Below are 21,610 nucleotides of genomic sequence, written 5' to 3'. Positions count from 1 at the left end.
AAAGTGAAAAAAAGCAGCTTAATATACCTTTTAGTCTTGATACTTTTTGTGTCTTGCTATGACATAGAAAAACCTGAAAAACCAAAAGATTTAATCTCTGAAGATCAAATGGTTGATGTGTTGGTTGAAATCTCTATTATGTCTTCGGCAAAAGGTATCAACAAGCGTATGCTAGAAAATAATGGTATTACACCAGTTGCGTACATTTACAAAAAACATGGTATAGATAGTACGCAATTTGCTAATAGTAATAACTACTATGCACATGACATTAAAGTCTACGATAAGATTTACGACAAGGTAAAAGACAGCTTAACAATATTAAGAGACAAGTATAAAGAGCTACAAAAAGAAGAAGCAAAAAAGATAGAAGACAAGAAAAAAGAATTGAAATCTAATCAAGAACTCCTAAAAGAAGAAAAACCTAATTTCAAGAGAGATTCTATTTTAAGGAATCTAAAAAGTAAGAAGAAGTAATTTCAATACTTTTATCCATTGGTAAAAATTCAAAACCAATAGCTTCCTTAATTTTCTTATTACTATAATTTGTTTCAGTTAAAGCACTTTTTGCAGTTTGCTTAGAAAGTACTCTGCGCTTTCCTGTCAACTTATGTTTTAACCAATCCAGACGCCAAGCAATATTTAACAACCAAGGTTTTGCTTCTTTTTGTGGTGGTTTTACTCCTAAATAATTAGCTGTTTTAGTAAAAAATGCTTTAAAACTTAAATTTTCAGACACTAGTATATAACGTTCGTTTTTGTGATTACTTTTTACAAGTTGAATCATAGCTTTTACAACGTCATTTACATCTACATATCCAGTAGATCCTGTAGTGTAATATTTTAATCCGTTGTAAATCATTTTTATCAAACTACCGCTACCGTAACGCCAAATACCAGGTCCAATAATTACTCCAGGATTAACAATTACTGCATCTAAACCTTCTTGAGTACCACGCCAAACTTCAAGTTCTGCACCATATTTAGTGATGGCGTATACGCTGTTGTCTATTTCTTTATTCCATTCTGTTTCTTCAGTAATAACCTCATTTTTTAGAGAAGATCCAAGAGCAGCAATAGAGCTTACATAACATAATTTCTCCACTTTGTTGCTAATGCAAAAGTTTACAACATTAGCAGTACCTTTTATATTTGTTTTTTTTAGTACATCAAATTTATCAGGTTCAAAACTTACAAAAGCAGCGCAGTGATAGACATGTGTGATGTCTTTAAAAGCTTCAGTAAGTTGCGGAATGTTATTTAGATCGGCTTCAACCCATTCAATTTTATTAAATAAAGTGTCTGCATCTTTACTATAATAGCTAAAAATACGTTTGACATTTTCAAACTTCTTTTCATTTCTATAAATAGCACGTATTTGTTTGTTTTCATTTAATAAATGAAACAACAAATGTGCGCCAACTAATCCCGTTCCTCCAGTGACTAAAATCATGCTACTAAAGTAATAAATATAAGATATTGTACACTTTTTATGACACTATTTTTATCTTTGCGACTTCATTAATAAAATAATTTAAAATGGCTAACGCATTTGTAGAAGAATTACGATGGAGAGGTATGGTGCACGACATCATGCCTGGAACAGAAGAGCAACTTGATAAAGAAATGACTACTGCTTATATAGGGTTTGATCCAACATCAGATTCTTTACATATTGGTAGTTTGGTGCCTATTATTTTATTAGTGCATTTAGAAAAAGCAGGACATAAACCAATTGCTTTAGTTGGTGGTGCAACAGGTATGATTGGTGATCCTTCAGGAAAGAGTGACGAGCGTAATTTATTAGACGAAGCAACGCTAAATCACAATGTTGCAGGTATTAAAAATGTGCTGTCTCGCTTTTTAGATTTTAATTCAAATGAAAAAAATGCGCCAGTTTTAGTCAATAACTATGATTGGATGAAAGACTTTAGCTTTATAGACTTTGCACGCGATGTAGGTAAACGTATTACCGTAAATTACATGATGGCAAAAGACTCTGTAAAAAAGCGTTTGAGTGGCGACGAAGGTAGTGTTGGTATGAGCTTTACCGAGTTTACTTACCAATTAATCCAAGGGTATGATTTTTACCATTTGCACAAAACCATGGGGTGTAAATTACAAATGGGAGGTAGCGACCAATGGGGAAATATCACCACAGGAACCGAGCTTGTTAGACGTATGAATGTTGGTGACGATACCGCAAAAGCTTACGCTATGACTTGCCCGTTAATTACAAAAGCAGACGGATCTAAATTTGGTAAAAGTGAAGGTGGTAACGTATGGTTAGATGCCGATAAAACTAGCGTTTACAAATTCTACCAGTTTTGGTTAAACACTACAGATGAAGATGCAGAAAAGTATATTAAAATCTTTACGTTTTTAGATAAAGACACAATTGATGCTTTAATTTCAGAACATAAAGAAAACCCTGGTTTTAGAGCTTTACAGAAAAAGTTAGCTGAAGAGGTAACAACATTTGTACACAGTAAAGACGAATACGAAAATGCAGTAAAAGCATCTCAAATCTTGTTTAGTAAAGACTTTAAAAACGATATCAAGCAGTTAAACGAAAGTTTATTTTTAGATGTTTTTGAAGGTGTGCCACAAGCTGAGGTAAGTAAAGATAAAATAGACGCTGGATTAGATATGATTGCAGCTCTGTCTGCCGAGACTAACTTTTTAGCAAGTAATGGCGAAGCACGTCGTGCGTTAAAAGAAAACTCGGTAGCTGTTAATAAAGACAAAGTTGGTGAAGATTATACCATAACGACAGAAGATTTAATTAACGATAAGTATGTTGTTATTAATAGAGGTAAGAAAAAGACCTTTATTATAAAAGTGGTTTAATTGTTGCTTAGAGCGAAGTCGAGAAGTCTTGATTAAATTAAAAAAAGTCTCAACTGCGCTAGACCTGACACTATACTTAAAAAATGTAAATAAAATTAAAAGCCTGTTTTCAATAGTTTGAAGACAGGCTTTTTTCAAAAAATTAGTTAACCAACTAAAACTAACTTTTCTTCTTCATACTTTAGTTGGTCGTATATTTTAGGTAACCCTTACAAAACCATTAGGTTACAGCCTCTAATATCACTATTATCAAAACGTCCTATAATTTCAAATTTTCCGTTTGGTAGTTGTCTGCCCAAATCTTGAGTAGCAATAAAAGAACACGAGTTAACATTAGCTAGATCAATAACGTTTATTCCTCCCGTTTTTTCGGTATCAAAAACGGTTAAGGCATCTTCGGTATCACGAGTTAAAATTTTCATCCAAGGTGGACAAGTAAATACACCATTACCTTTAGAATACGCTTGACTTAAAAGTTCGGTCATACCATATTCACTATGTATTTGGTCAACACCAAAACCAGATTTTAGTAGTTGATGCAATTCTTCTCTTATCAATTCTTTACGTTTGCCTTTCATGCCACCAGTTTCCATAATAATGGTGTTTTTTAAGCTGAATTGATAACGTTCAATCAAATCTAATAGCGCAAAAGACACACCTATTAATAGCGTTTTTTTGCCTTCATTTTCAAGTTGAAGTAAAGTGTCTTTTAATTCGTCTAAATTATTTAAATAAAATCCGCTTTTAGGCTGTTTAGAGTTTTTAATTAAATGATCTACCATATAGACTAAAGACGATCCTTCGCGTTCTAAATAATTAGGTAATAACGCCAAGATGGTATAATCTTCTACATTACCATAAAAATGTGCAAATCCTTTTTTAAAACTGTCTTCGTAAACCTTTAAATTGGTAACATGGTGTTTGCTTGTTATTTGTCCTGTAGTACCACTACTAGAAAAAGTAATTTCGGTTGGTGTGTTAGCGCTTAAAACGTCGTGCGATTTAAAAAACTGAATAGGTAAAAACGGTATTTGATGTAGTGCTGTAACATCACTTGGGTTTTTGTACAATAAATCACAAAAAGAACGATACACGTTATTGTTTTCGTACTGAAATTTAAACACGTTTAAAGCTTGTGTTTTAAACGCCTCTTCTGTAGTAATGTTAAAGATGTCTTTTGTATTTATCATAGGATTACAAAAGTATAGAAAATAAAAAAGCGTTGCCAATAGCAACGCTTTTAAAATTTATATCAAATAAGGATTACTCAATCACTAATTTTTTAGTCGTAGATGCTCCGTTTTGTTCGATGTTTAATAAGTACATACCAGCTTTTAAGTTAGATACGTTTAAACGGTTAGTCGTTAATGTTTGTTTAACAACTTGTTTACCTAAAACATCAAAAACAGTTACGTTAATAGCATCGTTAGATGTAGTTTTAATGTTAACAAAACCGTTTGTTACAGGATTTGGATATACAGAAAATTCTGCAGTTTCAAAGTTTTTGTTTGAAAGAGTTGCTGTTTTTAATAAAGTTACATTATCGATTAATACACCATCTCCAGATGTGTTTCTTACAGAGAAAATAACTTCTAAATTACCTGCATTAGGAGTAAAAGTATACTCCATTAAAGTCCAAGTTGTAGTGTTTACGTCAGTGTAAGGTTCATAAGAAGAATAACTACCATCATGGTATGCATTTCTAAGTTGTCCATTACCTTTATAGTAATAACTTAGTTTATATTCTTCATTGGTAGCTGTTATAGCTTCATTTGTAAATCGTTTATGGTTTGTACCAGTCTCGCTTAATGCTACAGCTGAACTTCCATCTTGGGCATCAGTTGTTATTTCGGTTACTGCAGATAGTGCTATACTAGATCTATCTCCATGCCAATTAAGAGGTATGTCAGTTGAGCCAGTTCCTGTCCAGTTTTCGAAACTTCCATTAGATAATTCATTCTGAGCAAAAGAAAAAGTAGTGGTAGCTATAAAAGCTAAAAATAAAAAGTAAAATTTTTTCATGTGTGTTTTATTTAAATTCAGTTCAAATCTAGCAAAAAAAAAGAGTTATCTAATTGTAGATAACTCTCTTTTAACAATAGCTTAATATAGCTTTTATTCTATAACTAACTTCTTAGTCGTAGAAGCTCCGTTTTGTTCTATGTTTAATAAGTACACACCAGCTTTTAAGTTAGATACGTTTAATGTATCATTACTTAGTGTTTTAGTGATTACTTTTTTACCTAATAAGTCAAACACAGTTACGTTTACAGCGCTGTTAGACGTTGTTTTGATGTTTACATAACCTTTGTTTGTTGGGTTAGGGTAAATGCTAAAGTTAGCTTGTTCAAACTCTGTGTTTGATAATGCAGGATTATCATTTTCTGAACCAGGAGAGAATTGAACAGGAGTAGTAGTATGTGATAAGTGTTGTACAAAAGCACCAGTAAAGTCTGGTTCTCTTGCAATAGACTGATTGTTTCCAGCTTCACTACCATAAGTATATTCTGCAACAGTTACACCGCCAGCATTTTTAATAGTTACAGTATCACCACCATTGTTTAATCCTAATCCTCCAGTTGAAGCAACTTGAGACATACCGCTAATACCTGTTGGCGTACCGCCACCAAATACAGTTATAAATGTGTTAGGTGCTAACATTGTTCCTGCAGGGAATACGTGTCTATCAGAAACACCATCTGCAATAATGTAATCTGTTAAATCTATTGCTACAGTACCTGTGTTGTATAATTCTACAAACTCATCTTGAGAAGTGTCAACAGTTCCGTCTCCGTTAGCATCACCTGTAGTTGCATCTGGATCAGATAAAATCTCATTAATTACTAAGAACGAAGGATCGCAGTTAGTTGCAAAAACAGTACCAGAGATAGTTGTACCATCACAGTCACCACCGTTAATTGTTAAATCCCAAGCATCACCTTCACCTAAACCAGTAATTGTAATTGTTCCGTCTGTTACAGTTGCAGGATCATCACCACCAATTGTACCAGCAGAAGTAGTTGATAAAGAAGTAATAGTACCTTCAACACCTGTATAAGGAATTTCAATAGTTACCATATCGTTTCCAGCTCCAGTAGTGTTACCTAAACATACGATATTTTCTTCACCTAATATTAAATCACAAACCGCACAGTTAGAAGTTGGTCTTGTTCCTAAAGTTGGGCAAGCTCCAAAAGCATCTAAAGATACGTTTGATAAGTCCCAACCAGAATAACCATCGGCACCATCATCAATATATTGAATACCGATATACACATCTGTACCAGTAGCAGCAGTTAAGTCTACCTCGTAAGAACCAGCAGCTGTTATTGTTTGAGCAGTTGTCCAAGAAGATCCAGTTGGGCAACCAGAGTAAGCATCTGTATAAGCAATATTTAAATCTGTTACACCAAAAGCTTCAGCAGCATCAAACGCTAAAGTTAAATCTGTTACACCAGTCATATCTAAAGGACCAAATACTAACCAGCTTTCTACAGGCTCAGCACATCCACCACCACAAAAAGCGTTAGCAGAGTATGTTCCGCCAGATTCAGACCAAGTACCGTTGTTGTTACCACTAGAGTTTGTTGTTACAGCAACAAGTTCGAATAATTCTGTACCATTACTTAAATCAAAACAAGTGTTTGGAGTTGGGTCACATAAATCGGCAGCTATCGTACCAGAAGCAGTTATTGCTCCACAATCACCACCAACTAGGTTAATATCCCAAGCGTCACCTTCAGTTAAACCTGTAATTGTAATAATTCCGTCAGTAGTTACAGCAGGATCATCTCCACCAACTGTACCACCAGAAGTAGTTGTTACAGCCGTAACTGCAGCATCAAGACCTGTGTAAGGGATTTGTACAGTAACACTATCGTTATTGTCACCTATAACATTTGTATTACAGATGTAAGACGCACTATCAAAAGTTACACCACAAGATGTAGAAAAAGCTGTCCAAGTAAAGTTGTCAACCATTATTCTTTCTGTTGTTCCATTAGATATAATTCTTACTCCAACATTAGAGTTAGCACTGTTTATTGTACCGTTAATTGTTTTCCAATCAGAATCATCTGTAACAGTAGCATCAATTACAGAAGATGTACTCCAAGAAGCACCGTTATCAGTAGTTGTTTCAACAGTAAAATTTGTAGCAGGATTTCCGTCCCAACGTCTAGCTTGAAAAGAAAATGTTCCAATTCCACCAGATCCAACAATCATTGTTAGGGATGTACCTGAATTATTTCTTAATCTAAAAGAATATGTTCCGAAAGCACCAGAAAAGCCATCTTGTGCAGAAGTTGTATTTCTTAACACATCTACACCAGTTGCAGTGAAGTTTGTATCAGTGTAAGTGTAGTCTCCATACCCAGAAGGTGCTGGACTCCAGTTTCCGTCGGTATCAAAGTCAATTGTTCCTTGTGCAGAAACAAATGATAGTGATAAAACCGTTAAAAGTAAAAAGTAAAATTTTTTCATAATTAATAGTTATAAATTGTGAGTTACAAATATACACAGATTTTTGTCTTACAAGTAAGTTACAAAACACTAATACTATTTTTTACAATTATATAACATGATATTTTAACTACTTGGTAAGCAAAAGATTGTAAATTACATAAACCTAAAAACTTAGGTTAGGTTATAAGTTGTAATTAATGTTATTTAATTGTTATCAATGGATTAAATAGATAATTTAATTTTAATAATTTTATCTTTACGTTATTATTTTAACACAAAGTCATTCTGATGAATAAGAAAGATATTAAAATTCTTTTAGTAGACGACGAGCCAGATATTCTTGAAATAGTAGGCTATAATTTAAGTGCAGAAGGTTACCAAGTCATTACTGCAGATAACGGTATTAAAGCTGTTAAAAAAGCAAAAAAAGAAAAACCACACCTTATTATATTAGATGTGATGATGCCAGAAATGGATGGTATTGAAGCTTGCGAAGCTATTAGAAAAGTACCAGAATTAAGCAGCACAATTATTACTTTTTTAACCGCAAGAGGCGAAGACTACTCTCAAGTAGCAGGTTTTGATGCTGGTGCAGACGATTATATTACTAAACCAATTAAACCAAAAGTATTAATTAGTAAAGTAAAAGCACTTTTAAGACGATTAAAATCTGAAGATACTAACCAATCGGTTATAAAAATTGGTAAACTTACCATTAATAGAGACGAATACAAGATTATTTTAGGAAACGAAGAGATTATTTTACCAAGAAAAGAATTTGAACTCTTATCTTTGTTGGCATCAAAACCAGGAAAAGTCTTTAAAAGAGAAGATATTTTAGACCGCGTTTGGGGTAACGAAGTCGTAGTTGGTGGACGTACCATAGATGTACACATAAGAAAACTAAGAGAAAAAATTGGCGACGATAGCTTTAAAACTGTAAAAGGTGTTGGCTATAAATTTGTAGAATAACCTTTATTTGAAACTAAAAAAAACATACAAGTTTGCATTAAAAACTTCGTTTTTAATCACCGTATTTTTAACGCTCTTAATGAGTGTTTTTTTGTATATGTTCTATACTCTAAACATACTACACGTATTATTTTTCACTTTCTTTACCTATGCATTTTCCTTTTTAATTATTCAGTTTAGAGTAGAAAAATTCATTTATAAAAGAATAAATAAGATTTACAAAGATCTAACCTTATTAGAGTCTGCAAGTTTTAGAAAAGATAGCATAACTACAGACATGGCTACGCTAACCAGGCAAATAGATAAATATGCCAAAGACAAAAAGTTAGAAATTGAAACCTTAAAAGTAAGAGAAGAATACCGTAAAGAGTTTATGGGAAATGTATCTCACGAGCTTAAAACACCATTATTTACAGTACAAGGTTATATAGAAACATTGCTTGATGGCGCAATGAAAGATAAAAACGTAGCCGAAAAATATCTAGAAAGAGCCAACAAAGGTGTAGAACGATTAATATATATTGTCAAAGATTTAGACATGATTACCAAACTTGAAGTTGGAGATTTACGTCTAAACATTACCACTTTTGATATTGTAGATTTAGTAAGAAGCGTTTTTGATTTATTAGAAATGAAAGCGGCTAAGAAAAAAATTAGTTTAATGTTTGATATGGATTACAAAGAGCCAATCATGGTAAAAGGCGATGAAGAAAGAATCCAACAAGTATTAACTAACTTAGTAGTAAACTCTATTAAATACGGACATCAAAACGGAACCACAGAAATTAGTATAGAAAAACTAATAAAAAATAAGGTTATTGTTAGAGTAACCGATAATGGCGAAGGTATTGGTAAAGAACATTTACCAAGACTTTTTGAGCGTTTTTATCGTGTAGACAAAAGCGGATCACGTAAAGAAGGTGGATCTGGTTTAGGTCTATCTATAGTAAAACATATTATAGAAGCTCACGACGAAAAAATCTATGTAGAAAGTGAAGTAAACGTAGGTAGCGAGTTTTCTTTTACGCTTGAAAAAGCTTAAACAAACTTTCAAAATCTGTATTGCAATCTAGAGCATCAAACCCAGTAAAATTATCAAGCTTCTCAAGTTTTTTTAAAGAAAATTCTTTTTGGTTACAAGAAGGTATTATACCTTGTGTTTGTAAATTTTCAGCTAAATATTCTTGTTCAAATTGTCCTGGTGTTGGTATAAAAAATGCTTTTTTACCTAATTTGGCTAAATCCATCACAGTGGTGTATCCAGAGCGTGAAATAACAAAATCACTACTATTTAATGCCTGTTGTAAATCTGCAGATGTCATAAAATTGTAAATAGTAAACTGTTGCTTTTTTTCAATACGCTGTTCACCTTCAATCTTACCTTTTACAAACAAGATATTACCTTTAAAATCATTTAATTCAACAAATAGTTTTTTCTCTAATAATCCACGTTGTGGCTCAGGACCAGAGAGTAAAACCATGATGTCAAATTCAGATTTTACAACTTCTTTTTTCAGTCTACTTAAAGCACCAATATATTTTATTGGTAACAATTTTGTATTAAAATCATGACCTAATTTTCCACTTAAATTTGGCGAGTTTTCAAAATCTGGTACCCAACATTCATCAAACTTTTTTAGATAATAATCATGTAAAGATGTACTTAATTTTGTAGTCATTCCGCTTAACACATTAAGTTGATGCGTTATAAAAACAGACGGAATTTTAGAACAATACACACCCATTCTGTTGTCCGAGATAATACCTTCAATAGCATACTCGTGCACAATTTTTTTAATCGCCAAATGTTCTTTTAAGATGGCTTTTTTAATTTTTGGTAATTGCCTAAACAATCGCCATTTAAAACTAGATTTAGACTTAGAATAAGTAATGTTGTACGCGGGTAACTCTATAAAAATTAGTTGTTTAAATTCTTTTTTTAGCAATGCTAAAGCAGCACCATCTGTAGCAATAATGGGTTCAAAATTTTGTTCAATAAGTGCATTAATAATAGGTATGCAGCGTGTAGCATGACCAATTCCCCAATTAAGTGGTGCAACAAGAATTCGTTTTTTCATTATAAAAATTTGGGCGTTACCACACACTTCGACTCCGCTCAGTGCAAGCGGTCAGGCTGTCCGTTATATCTTTTTTTGCCATATATGGCAGCAAAAAAAGGATGTCACTTCCATCCTTAACGCAAAAAAGCTAATTTCAAAGATAAGTATAATACTGCTAAGGTATATTTCCTTAATTTTACGCCATAAATAACAAATTGTTAAAACAAGTGGGAAGTAAAAACAAACTAAAACGATTTAAAGAAAACGAAACATTTCATAATGTATTTCAACCAACAAGAAGTCAATTGGTAGATGAGGTTTACCAATACAAAGGACAATGGAATGATCAAGTATTTAAAAACGACAACCCAATTGTTTTAGAGTTAGGATGTGGTAAAGGCGAGTATACTGTGGCTTTAGCAAAACAATATCCTAATAAAAATTTTATTGGTATAGATATTAAAGGTGCGCGTTTTTGGAGAGGCGCAAAAACTGCAGTAGAAGAAGATATACCAAATGCAGCATTTATTCGTACGCAAATAGAATTAATAGAATACGTTTTTGCAGAAAATGAAGTAGACGAAATTTGGATTACTTTTCCAGATCCTCAAATAAAATACAAGCGTACAAAACACCGTATGACCAATTCTGAGTTTTTAAAACGGTACAAAAAAGTACTAAAACCAGAAGGAGTGATGAATCTTAAAACCGACTCAGAGTTTATGCACGGTTACACCTTAGGTCTGTTACATGGAGAAGGGCATGAAGTGTTGTACTCTAACAACGATGTGTATAGACAAGAAGGAAGTCCAGAAGAAGTTACAAGTATACAAACCTTTTACGAAGGTCAATATTTAGAACAAAACAAACCAATTACGTATATTAGATTTAAAATAAAATAACCTTTGGGCCTTACAATTACATTTTTCTTAAGTCTAATTATTGCATTAGTAGGTGTTATACCACCAGGTTTGCTTAATATGACAGCAGCAAAAATTAGCTTAAAAGAAGGCTATAACCGTGGTTTGGTTTTTTCGATGGGTGTATGTCTAGTTGTGATTTTTCAAACGTTAATAGCTGTCATTTTTGCTAGATATTTAAGTAAACATCCAGAAGTTATTAAAGTACTTCAGCGTGTTGCTTTTGTGCTTTTTGTACTAATTGCCATTTACTTTTTTGTTTTAGCTAAAAAGAAACCACAACCAAAAATAGAACAGACAAGACGTAGCAAACAAAGTCGCTTTTTTTATGGTATGTTATTGTCTGCTTTAAATGTTTTTCCAATTCCGTATCAAGCCTATATGAGTTTGACTTTAGCAGGTTTTGGTTGGCTTACTTTTGATAATATTGGTATTACATCTTACGTCGCAGGTGCGGCAACAGGTACATTTGTGATGCTTTATGTGTACGTGTTTTTATTTGAAAAAATAAAAAGCAAACGTATAAAGTCTCAAAAAAATATGAATTACAGCATCGGTATCATCACCGCTGTTATAGCTATAGTTACGCTAATTAATATCATTAAAGACTTATGAAACCAGAAACCTTAAGCTTTTATGAGAAGGTTTATGAGGTAGCTAGGCAAATTCCTTACGGAAGAGTAACGTCTTATGGTGCAATTGCCAGTTATTTAGGAGCAAAAAGAAGTGCGAGATTAGTCGGTTACGCTATGAATGGTTCTACAGGAAAAGACGTGCCAGCACATCGTGTGGTAAACAGAAAAGGTTTGCTAACAGGAAAGCATCATTTTGAAGGCACTAACCTAATGCAACAGCTGTTAGAAAGCGAAGGTATTAAGGTGAAAGATAACCAAATTCAAAATTTTGAAATGGTGTTTTGGGATCCTGTTGAAAGTTTGTAGTATTTATTTCAAGGGTTTCCTTAAAGTAATTATTTCAAAAATTTACAAATAATTACAAATTTCATTTTTTTGGAATTTAGCTTTTGGAATTTGATATTTTTTCTCCCATAAATTTCCCTTATTTCACCATAAAAAACTTCCAGTTACAAAAGGCTAACTTCATTCAATATATAGTATATTTGCATTTTAGAATCATTCTTGATAAAACACGCTAAAAATTGATGTTTAGCATAAAATTTTAAAGATGAAGTTAAGCAAACAAGATATACTTAAAGCATTAGAAACGATAACAGTTCCAGGAGAAGGACAAAACATGGTAGAAAGTGGCGCAGTAACTAACGTTGTTACTTTTGGAGATGAAGTTATTGTTGATATTACAATTAAAAATCCATCATTACAAGCACGTAAAAAAACAGAAGTTGAAATTTTGCAAGCCATTCACAAAAATGTGTACGAAAAAGCAAAAATAAAAGTCAACATAAAAGTTAACGCACCAGAAAAACCACAAGCAAATACAATAAAAGGAAAGCCAATACCAGGTATTCAAAATATTGTAGCAGTAGCGTCAGGTAAAGGTGGCGTAGGAAAATCTACAGTAACTGCTAACCTAGCAATTATGTTAGCAAAAATGGGCTTTAAAGTAGGTGTTTTAGATGCAGATATTTACGGGCCATCAATGCCAATCATGTTTGATGTAGAAATGGAAAAACCATTATCTGTAACCGTTGACGGTAAATCCAAAATGAAACCTGTAGAAAATTACGGTGTAAAAATATTATCTATAGGATTCTTTACAAAGCCAGACCAAGCTGTAATTTGGCGCGGACCTATGGCTGCAAAAGCCTTAAACCAAATGATATTTGACGCCGCTTGGGGCGAGCTTGACTTCTTACTATTAGACTTGCCACCAGGAACAGGAGATATCCATTTAAGTATCATGCAATCCTTACCAATTACAGGAGCAGTAGTAGTTAGTACACCACAAAATGTAGCATTAGCAGATGCAAAAAAAGGAGTTGCAATGTTTCAGCAAGACAGCATAAGCGTACCAGTGTTAGGAATCATAGAAAATATGGCTTACTTTACACCAGAAGAATTACCAAACAATAAATATTATATTTTTGGTAAAGAAGGCGCAAAACACCTTGCCGAAGATTTAGATGTGCCACTTTTAGGAGAAATTCCTTTGGTACAAAGCATTAGAGAAGCAGGAGATGTTGGTCGTCCAGCAGCAATGCAAGTAGCAACACCAACAGAGAAAGCTTTTGAAAAATTAACGCAAAGCGTCGTGCAAGAAGTAGTAAATCGTAATGAAAACCTACCAGAAACAGAAGCGATAAAAATTACAACTATGGCAGGTTGTTCTGCGGTAAATAAAAAATAAATGACAGCACAAGAACTAAAAATAAACGTAGAAAAAGCTTTAGAAGAAATTCGTCCATTTTTACAAAATGATGGCGGAGATATAGAGCTAATTTCCATAGAAAATAACGAGGTTACCGTGCAACTTCAAGGCGCGTGTACCTCGTGTAGTGTTAACCAAATGACTTTAAAATCTGGTGTAGAGATGACTATAAAAAAGTACGCGCCGCAGATAGAAAAAGTCACAAATATTGGTGTTTAGGGCGTTACCACAAGAGTCGCGCTATTCGTTACTAGTTTTGGCTCGATGCAAGCCTCGGCAAAAGCTAACCACTACTATCGCTAACGCAGGCGTAAAGCTGACAAAAGTCATAAGTCGCAACAAATTAACCTTTTACATTTGCACAAAACAATTTTAAAAGATGATTAAAACAGATATACTAATCATAGGCGCAGGACCAACAGGTCTTTTTGCAGTCTTTGAAGCAGGATTATTAAAATTAAAATGTCACTTAATAGACGCATTACCACAACCAGGTGGACAATGTTCAGAAATATATCCCAAAAAACCAATTTATGATATCCCAGCCTATCCAGAAATTCTTGCTGGCGATTTAACACATAAATTAATGGAACAATGCAAGCAATTTGAACCTGGATTTACTTTAGGAGAGCGTGCAGATACCATAGAAAAACAAGACGACGGAACATTTATTGTTACCACAAATAAAGGTACAAAACACCATGCGCCAGTAGTTGCAATTGCTGGTGGATTAGGTAGTTTTGAGCCACGCAAACCTTTAATTGATAATCTTGCAGATTACGAAGATAAAGGTGTAGAGTACATGATTAAAGAACCAGAAATGTACCGTGGTAAAAAGGTTGTTATTGCTGGTGGAGGAGATTCTGCTTTAGACTGGAGTATCTTTTTAAGTGATGTAGCCGAAGAAGTTACTTTAATACATAGACGTAATGAGTTTAGAGGTCATTTAGATTCAGTAGAAAAAGTACAAGAATTAAAATCTGCAGGAAAAATTAATTTAATCACACCAGCAGAAGTAATAGGTGTTGAAGGTGACGGAAAAATTGAAGCTGTAACCATTAAACAAGATGCTAAAACCTACAAAAAGGAATGTGATCATTTTGTGCCATTATTTGGTTTATCTCCAAAACTAGGACCAATTGCAGATTGGGGATTAGAAATAGAAAAAAACGCCATTAAAGTAAACAATGCGTTAGACTATCAAACTAATATTCCTGGTATATATGCTATTGGAGATGTAAATACGTATCCTGGTAAGTTAAAGTTAATACTTTGCGGATTTCATGAGGCAACTTTAATGTGTCAATCTGCTTATCAAATTATTAATCCAGGTAAACGTTATGTATTAAAATATACTACCGTTGCTGGTGTAGATGGTTTTGATGGCACACGTAAAGAAGCACCAAAAGCAGTTGTTAAAGCAATAGAGTAAGAGTAGTAAGTTTCAAGGAACAAGTATAAAGTTTTATGGCTGTTTTAAAATTTGAAGAATTGTTAGTTTGGCAAAAGTCTCAAGATTTAGCTGTAGAAATTTATGCTCATTTTCAAGAAAATAAAGACTTCTCGTTTAGAGATCAAATTAAACGAGCTGCTGTTTCTATATCAAATAATATAGCTGAAGGTTTTGACAGAAACTCAAATGCAGATTTTAAAAGATTTCTATATTTTTCACTGTCATCAAATAGTGAAGTTAGGTCTATGTTATATCTTTCTGTTCGACTAAATTATATAAATGAAAATAAGGCTAATAGCCTTATTGAAAACACTAATGAAATTTCAAAAATGTTACGTGGTTTGATTAAATCTATTAAGGACTAACTACTTACCACTAATTACTAATTACTTTTTTAATGGAAAATCAAGATATCAACATTAAAATTACCGATCGTGATGGTGTAACACATGACGTTGTAGCACCAACAGATATGGCAATGAATTTAATGGAAGTTGTACGTAGTTACGAACTTGCTCCAGAAGGAACCATTGGTATTTGTGGCGGTATGGCAATGTGTGCTAGCTGCCAATGCTATGTTTTAAGTGATACCGAATTACCAGAAATGCAAGATGATGAAGAAGCTATGCTAAGCGAAGCTTTTTACGTAAAAGATAACTCAAGATTAGGTTGTCAAATACAAATTACGCCAGAATTAGAAGGCTTAGAAGTAGAATTGGCTCCTGAATCTTAAATTTTCAACAGAAGTTCAAAATTATAAAATAGATTCCTGCTTTATGCAGGAATTTTTTTATCTATAATCTACCAATCTTCTTGGTCCTTCTAATAATACTCTTACAATTTGAAGTGTGCCATCTTCTTTAGTAGCAATTTGCCATTTTATTAAAGATATTGTACCATTTTCTATTTCAATACCTGTGATGCTTCTTGGATGTACGCAACTTCCGTCGTTAAAAAAAGCAATATCACCAGGTTCTGGAAAACGTGGTCTGTGTGTATGACCAACAATGGTCATTAGGTTGTCGTTGTCGGTAATCCATTTTTTGGTACGACGTTCTACTTTAATTAATTCTTTGTAGTTTTTTGCAGGACTTGTTGGATCTGCAATTCCCATTACGTTTAAAGGTTTCCATAAAATTCTAACTAAAAACCGACTCCATTTCCAGAATAGATAATTCCACCAATCTGCTTGATGACCGTGCGTTAAAAAGATCTCTTGATTAGTGTCTTTGTGTTTTAAAACAATAGCTTCATGATATTTGATATCGCCAAAAAGTTCTACTTCTTCGCCTACTTTTGGGTCAAAATAGGTAGATAGATTTTTCTTAACTGTATCAGGATTACGATATACCATATCATGATTTCCCCAAATCATATGCAAACGGTTCTTTTTATGAAACAGTTGCATCAAATGATAAACATTTTTATGTGCGTTTAAAATGGAGGAGAAAGAAATGTTTTCCCAAAGTTCATCACCATCGCCAAGTTCGGCATAATTAAAACCTTCAACGTAGTAGTGCTTTAATGCGTGGTAATAGATGTTTCGATTATTGGCAAAGTCGTCTGCAAAACTATTATCACCACGATGACAATCGCTAAATAATATAAATTTGGAGTCGTCATCAAAAGGAATAACGTGAGCATTTTGATAAGCTCTGTCTAATCTTTTCTTTGCTGAAAACATAATCTTACGCTAAAGTTTTTCTAAAGCGTAAGGTAATAAACGTTCTACAAATAAACTATAGGCTTTTTCGGAAGGATGTAAACCATCTGAAGCAACTAAATCTGTGTCTTCTAATCCATTTCTGGTTATGTCTGTAATGTTTACAAAAGTAATGTTATTAGCGTTGCAATAATTTTCCGCGAAAGCGTTATATGTATCAATTTCTGAAGAAATAGTTGTGTTTCCGTTTCCAAAAGGTGTGAACGCATAATCAGGAATGGAAACGACAATAACTCTATTTTTATCGCCTTTTGCTTTAGTAATTGCAATATCAACTAGTTCTGGAAATTCGGTTTCATAAATTGAAAAATCTTTTCCTTGATATTGATTATTTACACCAATTAGTAAGGTGACTAAATCGTAGTTATTTGGTAGATTTTCGTTGATAATTCCGTTTAATAAATTGGTCGTAGTCCAGCCTGTTGTTGCTACAACCTTTAAGTTGAAAGCAGTATTTTCTGTATTATTAATTAAGCTGTCTTTAAGTTGTTCTGGAAAGCGACACGTTTTGCAAACACTTTCTCCAATTGTGTAACTATCACCCAAAGACAATAGTTTGTAATTGGTTGTTTGTGGCGTTTTAATATTGTTAGTTTGGTTGCTATCTGTTGCGTTGCAGCACAAAAACAATATAAAAATTGCAGAAATAAAAAGCGTTAATTGTTTCATATCTATAAAGATACAACTTCTTTGCTTTCTAAAATTGCGTTTTCAATACCGTCCCAAAGTGCAATTCGTTTTTGTAAAGCTTCTATTGAGATGTCTTCAACTTCTTTCCATTTTTTCTCATCATTTCCACAAAGCTCTTCTATCATTTGAAGCGCCATAGGACCATGTTCGTCAGCATCTAATTCGATATGTCTTTCAAAGTAATACACTAACTTAGAAAGGTCTTTTTCAGGGAAGTTTTGCTGGAAATTCTTTAAGATTTCAGTAAACATATTCGGGATTAAATCTTCGCGACCAAAGGTAAATGCAGCAGCAATTTGATGTGGTTGACCTTCTATTGCAACGTTAAACGTAAATTCTAAAAAGTCTTGTAGTGATTGAGGTAATTTGCTGTTTCTTATAGCAACAAATATGTTTCCTAAGCTTAAAGAAGATTCTAAGAATAGTTCTATTTGATTGGTTGAAACGCCACAGGCTTGCATAGCGTCTAGATACATTTCGTAGTGGCTTTTATGGTTACCATTAATATCTACATCGGTTTCTTCGGCAAGAACAATTTCGTTAATTAAATATCTTGTTTCTGGGTGTTTTGTAGGCAACCAAGGTATTGTAGTACAAGTTAGTTTATTTTGCAGTGCTTTAAGTAGCGACATAAAATCCCAAACAGCATAAACATGATGTTGTAAAAAGATTTCTAAATCTTCTATAGATTTTATTTTGTTGTATAAACTGTGATTAAGCAATTGATTCTTAAGAGGATCAATTGATTTTTCAATATCGTTAATAGTCATAGCATTTCATTTTTAACAAAAATAAAAAATGCACCTCTAAAATTAAGGTGCATTTTATATTAATTAACTATTTATAGAAATGTAAAATCTATAGCTTATTTAAAAGCATTTAATCCAGTGACGTCTAAACCTGTGATTAATAAATGAATATCATGTGTACCTTCGTAAGTAATTACACTTTCTAAATTCATCATATGACGCATAATGCTGTATTCTCCAGTAATACCCATTCCGCCTAACATTTGTCTAGCTTCACGAGCAATTTTTATAGCCATATCTACATTATTACGTTTAGCCATAGAGATTTGAGCAGACGTTGCTTTACCTTCATTACGTAAAACACCAACACGCCAAGCTAATAATTGTGCTTTGGTGATTTCTGTAATCATTTCGGCTAACTTTTTTTGTTGTAATTGAAATTGTCCAATTGGCTTACCAAACTGCATACGCTCTTTACTGTATCTTAATGCCGTATCGTAACAATCCATTGCAGCACCAATTGCGCCCCAAGCGATACCATATCTTGCAGAATCTAAACAACCTAATGGTGCGCCAAGACCAGATTTGTTAGGTAATAGGTTTTCTTTTGGCACTTTTACGTTATCAAAAATAAGTTCGCCAGTTGCGCTTGCACGTAACGACCATTTGTTGTGAGTTTCTGGAGTAGAAAATCCTTCCATACCACGCTCTACAATTAAACCGTGTATACGACCTTCTTCATTTTTTGCCCAAACAACAGCAACTTGTGCAAAAGGTGCGTTGCTAATCCACATTTTAGCGCCATTTAAAAGATAATGGTCACCCATATCTTTAAAATTAGTAACCATTCCACCAGGATTAGATCCGTGATCAGGCTCGGTTAAACCAAAACAACCCATCCATTCTCCAGAAGCTAATTTTGGTAAGTATTTTTTACGTTGCTCTTCGTTACCATATTTAAAAATAGGATACATTACTAAAGACGATTGTACAGAAGCAGTGCTACGTACACCAGAATCGCCACGTTCAATCTCTTGCATGATTAAACCATAAGAAATTTGGTCTAATCCTGCGCCACCATATTCCATAGGTATATATGGTCCAAACGCACCAATCTCGGCTAATCCACCAATAATTTGTTCTGGGAATTCTGCTTTTTGTGCATACTCTTCAATAATAGGAGAAACATCACGTTTAACCCATTCTCTAGCAGCATCGCGTACTAATTTATGTTCGTCGTTTAATAAATCGTCAAGATTTAAGTAATCTGGAGCTTCAAATAAATCTGGTTTCATTAGATAAGTATAGTTTTAAACTGTTGCTTAATGATATCTGTAACAGTATATTGTTTACAATTTTATAGTTAACAAAAATAACGAAATCGTTTTCATTGCCCAATTAAAACTACATTTTTAAGTAGAAATCTTTAGTAAGATTTATGTAGTCTTCTGTGTATTGATGTCTTTGGGTTTCTATAGTTAATTCTTCTTTTTGTATTTCACTTTCGTGGAAACTAAAGCTAATCAAACTTCTTTTTATATCAGCGTTTGGATTACCTTTTACGTTAAGGATTTGGTTAGGAAATAATCCTACTTTTTGAGCAAGATTGATAAATCGGTCTTCTTCACTAAAAGGTATAATTGCTGAAAATCTTCCGTTGTCTTCCAAAAGATGAGCAGCACAAACCACAAGATGTTCAAAAGGCATCGCATCTTGAAAGCGCGCCATGTCACGTTGCTTGTTATCGGTTTTAAAATGGTCTGCGTAAAACGGCGGATTGCTAATTATTAGATCATATTTGTCTTCAATTTCTTCGGCAAATTCCTGTAAATCTGCGTGATAACAAAATAATCGGTCTGACCAAGGAGAGTTTTCAAAGTTGTCTACACACTGTTCATAAGCCTTTTCGTCTATTTCTAAACCGTCGATAACTTGTGCGTTACTGCGTTGGGCTAACATTAAAGATAAAATTCCTGTACCAGCACCAATATCTAAAATAGAAAAAGGATTGTCTTTTAATGGTGTCCAAGCGCCAAGTAAGACGCTATCTGTACCAATTTTCATGGCGCATTGGTCTTGTTTAACTGTAAACTGCTTGAATTGAAAAGGGTTATTCATTAATGTAAAGATCTATTAGTCCTTCTGGTGTTTCTACAAAAATAGTTTTGTTGGGTTTGTCTACTTTGGTGATAAACTCGTCATTCATCGGGATTAAAATCTCTGTCCCATTTCTATCAATTTCAAACAGTGCTTGAGCTGTGCTATCATTTACACCAGAAATTATCCCAACGTTTCCAAAGTTTTTATCTTCAACTTTAAAACCTATAATTTCATGATAGTAAAACTTATCATCTTCTAACTCTGGTAAAAAGCTTAATGGTAAGTATAACTCGCTTTTCATTAAACTATCTGCATCATCTTCTGTGTCTACTTCTTCAAATTTAACACGTAGTAATTCAGATTTGTGTAGTTGTGAACTTTCTATAAAAAAAGGTACTAAATTACCTCTTAAGTTAATAAGTATAGACTCAAGGTTTTCAAATTGTTCAGGCTCGTCAGTATCTAATTTTATTAGTAATTCTCCTTTAAAACTGTATTTTTTTACAATTTTACCAACGTAAAAGCATTCATTTATATCCATAAGGAAAGTTTTAAACATAAAAAACTCCGATAGCGACTATCGGAGTTTAAAAGTATAAAAAAATATTTTTTATTCTTCTTCGTTTGAAGCTTCAGCTTCTTCTTCAACAACAGGAGCTGCTGCTGCAATACGAGCTTCGTTAGCTGCTTTTTCAGCTTCAAAAGCTTTTGCTTTAGCATCTGCTTCAGCTTTAGCTAAGTTTTCTTTCTTAGCATCAACTTTTCCTGCTTTTTCTTCTAACCAAGCATTAAATTTCTCTTCTGCTTGCTCTTCAGTTAAAGCGCCTTTTCTAACTCCACCCGCTAAATGGTTTTTAAGTAAAGCACCTTTATAAGATAAAATTGCTCTTGCTGTGTCAGTTGGTTGTGCACCATTCTGTAACCATTTTACTGCTCCATCAACATCTAAATCGATAGTTGCTGGGTTAGTGTTTGGATTGTAAGCACCTATTTTTTCTAAGTATTTACCATCTCTTTTTGCTCTAGCATCTGCTGCTACGATCCAGTAGTAAGGTTTCCCTTTTTTACCGTGTCTTTGTAATCTAATTTTTACTGGCATAAAAAATTAATTTGTGAGGTTCTCGACCTCTGTTATTAATAAGTGCGCAAAGATACTATATTTTTTTAAACGGATACTTTTTAATTTCAATTATTTATAATGAAAAATTATTCTATTTTTGGGGACTATTATTCCTAAGTTATTATTAGGTTTATACATTATCAATAATTTATAAAAGTTTAAG

General features: G+C 33.3%; 24 protein-coding genes. 12 read left to right on the top strand and 12 right to left on the bottom strand.

What is annotated here, in order from left to right; all coding sequences use genetic code 11:
- Nucleotides 1-3 precede the first annotated feature (3 nt).
- Nucleotides 4-477 (top strand): DUF4296 domain-containing protein, encoded by a 474-nt coding sequence (locus tag WA327_RS08070; protein ID WP_336068428.1) that lies wholly within the window; start codon nucleotides 4-6, stop codon nucleotides 475-477.
- Here the strand turns inward: WA327_RS08070 and WA327_RS08065 are convergent.
- A complete protein-coding gene (locus tag WA327_RS08065; RefSeq protein WP_336068426.1) occupies nucleotides 443-1,453 on the bottom strand; it encodes an NAD-dependent epimerase/dehydratase family protein in 1,011 nt (336 codons plus the stop codon). The two genes, WA327_RS08070 and WA327_RS08065, sit on opposite strands and share 35 nt — an antisense overlap.
- Nucleotides 1,454-1,539: 86 nt before the next feature.
- Here WA327_RS08065 and tyrS point away from each other — a divergent pair, with 86 nt between their 5' ends.
- On the top strand, nucleotides 1,540-2,850 hold the full coding sequence (tyrS, locus tag WA327_RS08060; RefSeq protein WP_336068423.1) for a tyrosine--tRNA ligase: 1,311 nt from the start codon (nucleotides 1,540-1,542) through the stop codon (nucleotides 2,848-2,850).
- 209 nt (nucleotides 2,851-3,059) lie between these two features.
- Here the strand turns inward: tyrS and WA327_RS08055 are convergent, their stop codons facing one another.
- From WA327_RS08055 to WA327_RS08045, 3 genes are all read right to left on the bottom strand, one after another.
- Nucleotides 3,060-4,040 (bottom strand): acyl transferase, encoded by a 981-nt coding sequence (locus tag WA327_RS08055; protein WP_336068422.1) that lies wholly within the window; start codon nucleotides 4,038-4,040, stop codon nucleotides 3,060-3,062.
- A 73-nt stretch (nucleotides 4,041-4,113) separates the two neighbouring features.
- On the bottom strand, nucleotides 4,114-4,872 hold the full coding sequence (locus WA327_RS08050; protein WP_336068420.1) for a T9SS type A sorting domain-containing protein: 759 nt from the start codon (nucleotides 4,870-4,872) through the stop codon (nucleotides 4,114-4,116).
- A 93-nt stretch (nucleotides 4,873-4,965) separates the two neighbouring features.
- Nucleotides 4,966-7,332 (bottom strand): lamin tail domain-containing protein, encoded by a 2,367-nt coding sequence (locus WA327_RS08045; protein WP_336068418.1) that lies wholly within the window; start codon nucleotides 7,330-7,332, stop codon nucleotides 4,966-4,968.
- Nucleotides 7,333-7,602: 270 nt separating this feature from the next.
- Between WA327_RS08045 and WA327_RS08040 the strand changes: the two genes are divergently transcribed.
- Nucleotides 7,603-8,286: a response regulator transcription factor gene (locus tag WA327_RS08040; RefSeq protein WP_027880886.1), complete on the top strand. Its 684-nt coding sequence runs from the start codon at nucleotides 7,603-7,605 to the stop codon at nucleotides 8,284-8,286.
- Nucleotides 8,287-8,365: 79 nt separating this feature from the next.
- On the top strand, nucleotides 8,366-9,328 hold the full coding sequence (locus WA327_RS08035; RefSeq protein ID WP_336068415.1) for an ATP-binding protein: 963 nt from the start codon (nucleotides 8,366-8,368) through the stop codon (nucleotides 9,326-9,328).
- Here WA327_RS08035 and WA327_RS08030 read toward each other — a convergent pair.
- Nucleotides 9,309-10,364, bottom strand: a complete 1,056-nt coding sequence (locus tag WA327_RS08030; RefSeq protein ID WP_336068414.1) for a glycosyltransferase — start codon at nucleotides 10,362-10,364, stop codon at nucleotides 9,309-9,311. The two genes, WA327_RS08035 and WA327_RS08030, sit on opposite strands and share 20 nt — an antisense overlap.
- 209 nt (nucleotides 10,365-10,573) lie before the next feature.
- Between WA327_RS08030 and trmB the strand changes: the two genes are divergently transcribed.
- The 8 genes from trmB (at nucleotide 10,574) to WA327_RS07990 (ending at nucleotide 15,798) form a co-directional block, all read left to right on the top strand.
- Entirely contained in the window at nucleotides 10,574-11,248 is a 675-nt protein-coding gene (trmB, locus tag WA327_RS08025) for a tRNA (guanosine(46)-N7)-methyltransferase TrmB (protein ID WP_336068566.1), read from the top strand.
- 3 nt (nucleotides 11,249-11,251) lie between these two features.
- The gene (locus WA327_RS08020; RefSeq protein WP_336068412.1) at nucleotides 11,252-11,881 is read left to right on the top strand and encodes a LysE family transporter; all 630 of its coding nucleotides are present in this window, start codon (nucleotides 11,252-11,254) and stop codon (nucleotides 11,879-11,881) included.
- Nucleotides 11,878-12,207 (top strand): MGMT family protein, encoded by a 330-nt coding sequence (locus WA327_RS08015; RefSeq protein ID WP_336068410.1) that lies wholly within the window; start codon nucleotides 11,878-11,880, stop codon nucleotides 12,205-12,207. Before WA327_RS08020 ends, WA327_RS08015 begins: the two co-directional genes overlap by 4 nt.
- Nucleotides 12,208-12,451: 244 nt before the next feature.
- Entirely contained in the window at nucleotides 12,452-13,591 is a 1,140-nt protein-coding gene (locus tag WA327_RS08010; protein ID WP_336068407.1) for an Mrp/NBP35 family ATP-binding protein, read from the top strand.
- Complete coding sequence (locus WA327_RS08005) at nucleotides 13,592-13,831, top strand: NifU family protein (protein ID WP_336068405.1); 240 nt, start codon at nucleotides 13,592-13,594, stop codon at nucleotides 13,829-13,831. It abuts the gene before it with no gap.
- Nucleotides 13,832-13,991: 160 nt separating this feature from the next.
- A complete protein-coding gene (locus WA327_RS08000) occupies nucleotides 13,992-15,044 on the top strand; it encodes an NAD(P)/FAD-dependent oxidoreductase (protein WP_336068403.1) in 1,053 nt (350 codons plus the stop codon).
- 35 nt (nucleotides 15,045-15,079) lie between these two features.
- Nucleotides 15,080-15,430 (top strand): four helix bundle protein, encoded by a 351-nt coding sequence (locus tag WA327_RS07995; RefSeq protein ID WP_336068400.1) that lies wholly within the window; start codon nucleotides 15,080-15,082, stop codon nucleotides 15,428-15,430.
- A 32-nt stretch (nucleotides 15,431-15,462) separates the two neighbouring features.
- Nucleotides 15,463-15,798, top strand: a complete 336-nt coding sequence (locus tag WA327_RS07990; RefSeq protein WP_336068398.1) for a ferredoxin — start codon at nucleotides 15,463-15,465, stop codon at nucleotides 15,796-15,798.
- Nucleotides 15,799-15,855: 57 nt separating this feature from the next.
- On the opposite strand, the gene WA327_RS07985 is transcribed toward WA327_RS07990, so the two are convergent.
- From WA327_RS07985 to WA327_RS07955, 7 genes are all read right to left on the bottom strand, one after another.
- Nucleotides 15,856-16,749 (bottom strand): metallophosphoesterase, encoded by an 894-nt coding sequence (locus tag WA327_RS07985; protein WP_336068395.1) that lies wholly within the window; start codon nucleotides 16,747-16,749, stop codon nucleotides 15,856-15,858.
- 9 nt (nucleotides 16,750-16,758) lie between these two features.
- A complete protein-coding gene (locus tag WA327_RS07980) occupies nucleotides 16,759-17,457 on the bottom strand; it encodes an SGNH/GDSL hydrolase family protein (RefSeq protein WP_336068392.1) in 699 nt (232 codons plus the stop codon).
- Nucleotides 17,458-17,459: 2 nt separating this feature from the next.
- On the bottom strand, nucleotides 17,460-18,248 hold the full coding sequence (locus WA327_RS07975; protein WP_336068389.1) for a DUF3050 domain-containing protein: 789 nt from the start codon (nucleotides 18,246-18,248) through the stop codon (nucleotides 17,460-17,462).
- Between the two features lie 95 nt (nucleotides 18,249-18,343).
- On the bottom strand, nucleotides 18,344-19,522 hold the full coding sequence (locus tag WA327_RS07970; RefSeq protein WP_336068388.1) for an acyl-CoA dehydrogenase family protein: 1,179 nt from the start codon (nucleotides 19,520-19,522) through the stop codon (nucleotides 18,344-18,346).
- 109 nt (nucleotides 19,523-19,631) lie between these two features.
- Nucleotides 19,632-20,345, bottom strand: a complete 714-nt coding sequence (locus tag WA327_RS07965) for a methyltransferase (protein WP_336068386.1) — start codon at nucleotides 20,343-20,345, stop codon at nucleotides 19,632-19,634.
- Nucleotides 20,338-20,868 (bottom strand): ribosome maturation factor RimM, encoded by a 531-nt coding sequence (gene rimM / locus WA327_RS07960; RefSeq protein ID WP_336068383.1) that lies wholly within the window; start codon nucleotides 20,866-20,868, stop codon nucleotides 20,338-20,340. The genes WA327_RS07965 and rimM overlap by 8 nt, the downstream gene beginning before the upstream one ends.
- 69 nt (nucleotides 20,869-20,937) lie before the next feature.
- On the bottom strand, nucleotides 20,938-21,426 hold the full coding sequence (locus WA327_RS07955) for a 30S ribosomal protein S16 (RefSeq protein WP_027880902.1): 489 nt from the start codon (nucleotides 21,424-21,426) through the stop codon (nucleotides 20,938-20,940).
- Nucleotides 21,427-21,610 lie beyond the last annotated feature (184 nt).

Origin of the sequence: Mesoflavibacter sp. CH_XMU1404-2, assembly GCF_037029465.1 — a bacterium.
Lineage (GTDB): Bacteria > Bacteroidota > Bacteroidia > Flavobacteriales > Flavobacteriaceae > Mesoflavibacter.
Note: the sequence above shows the minus strand (reverse complement) of the source record. Positions and strands in the feature narration are given on the sequence as shown.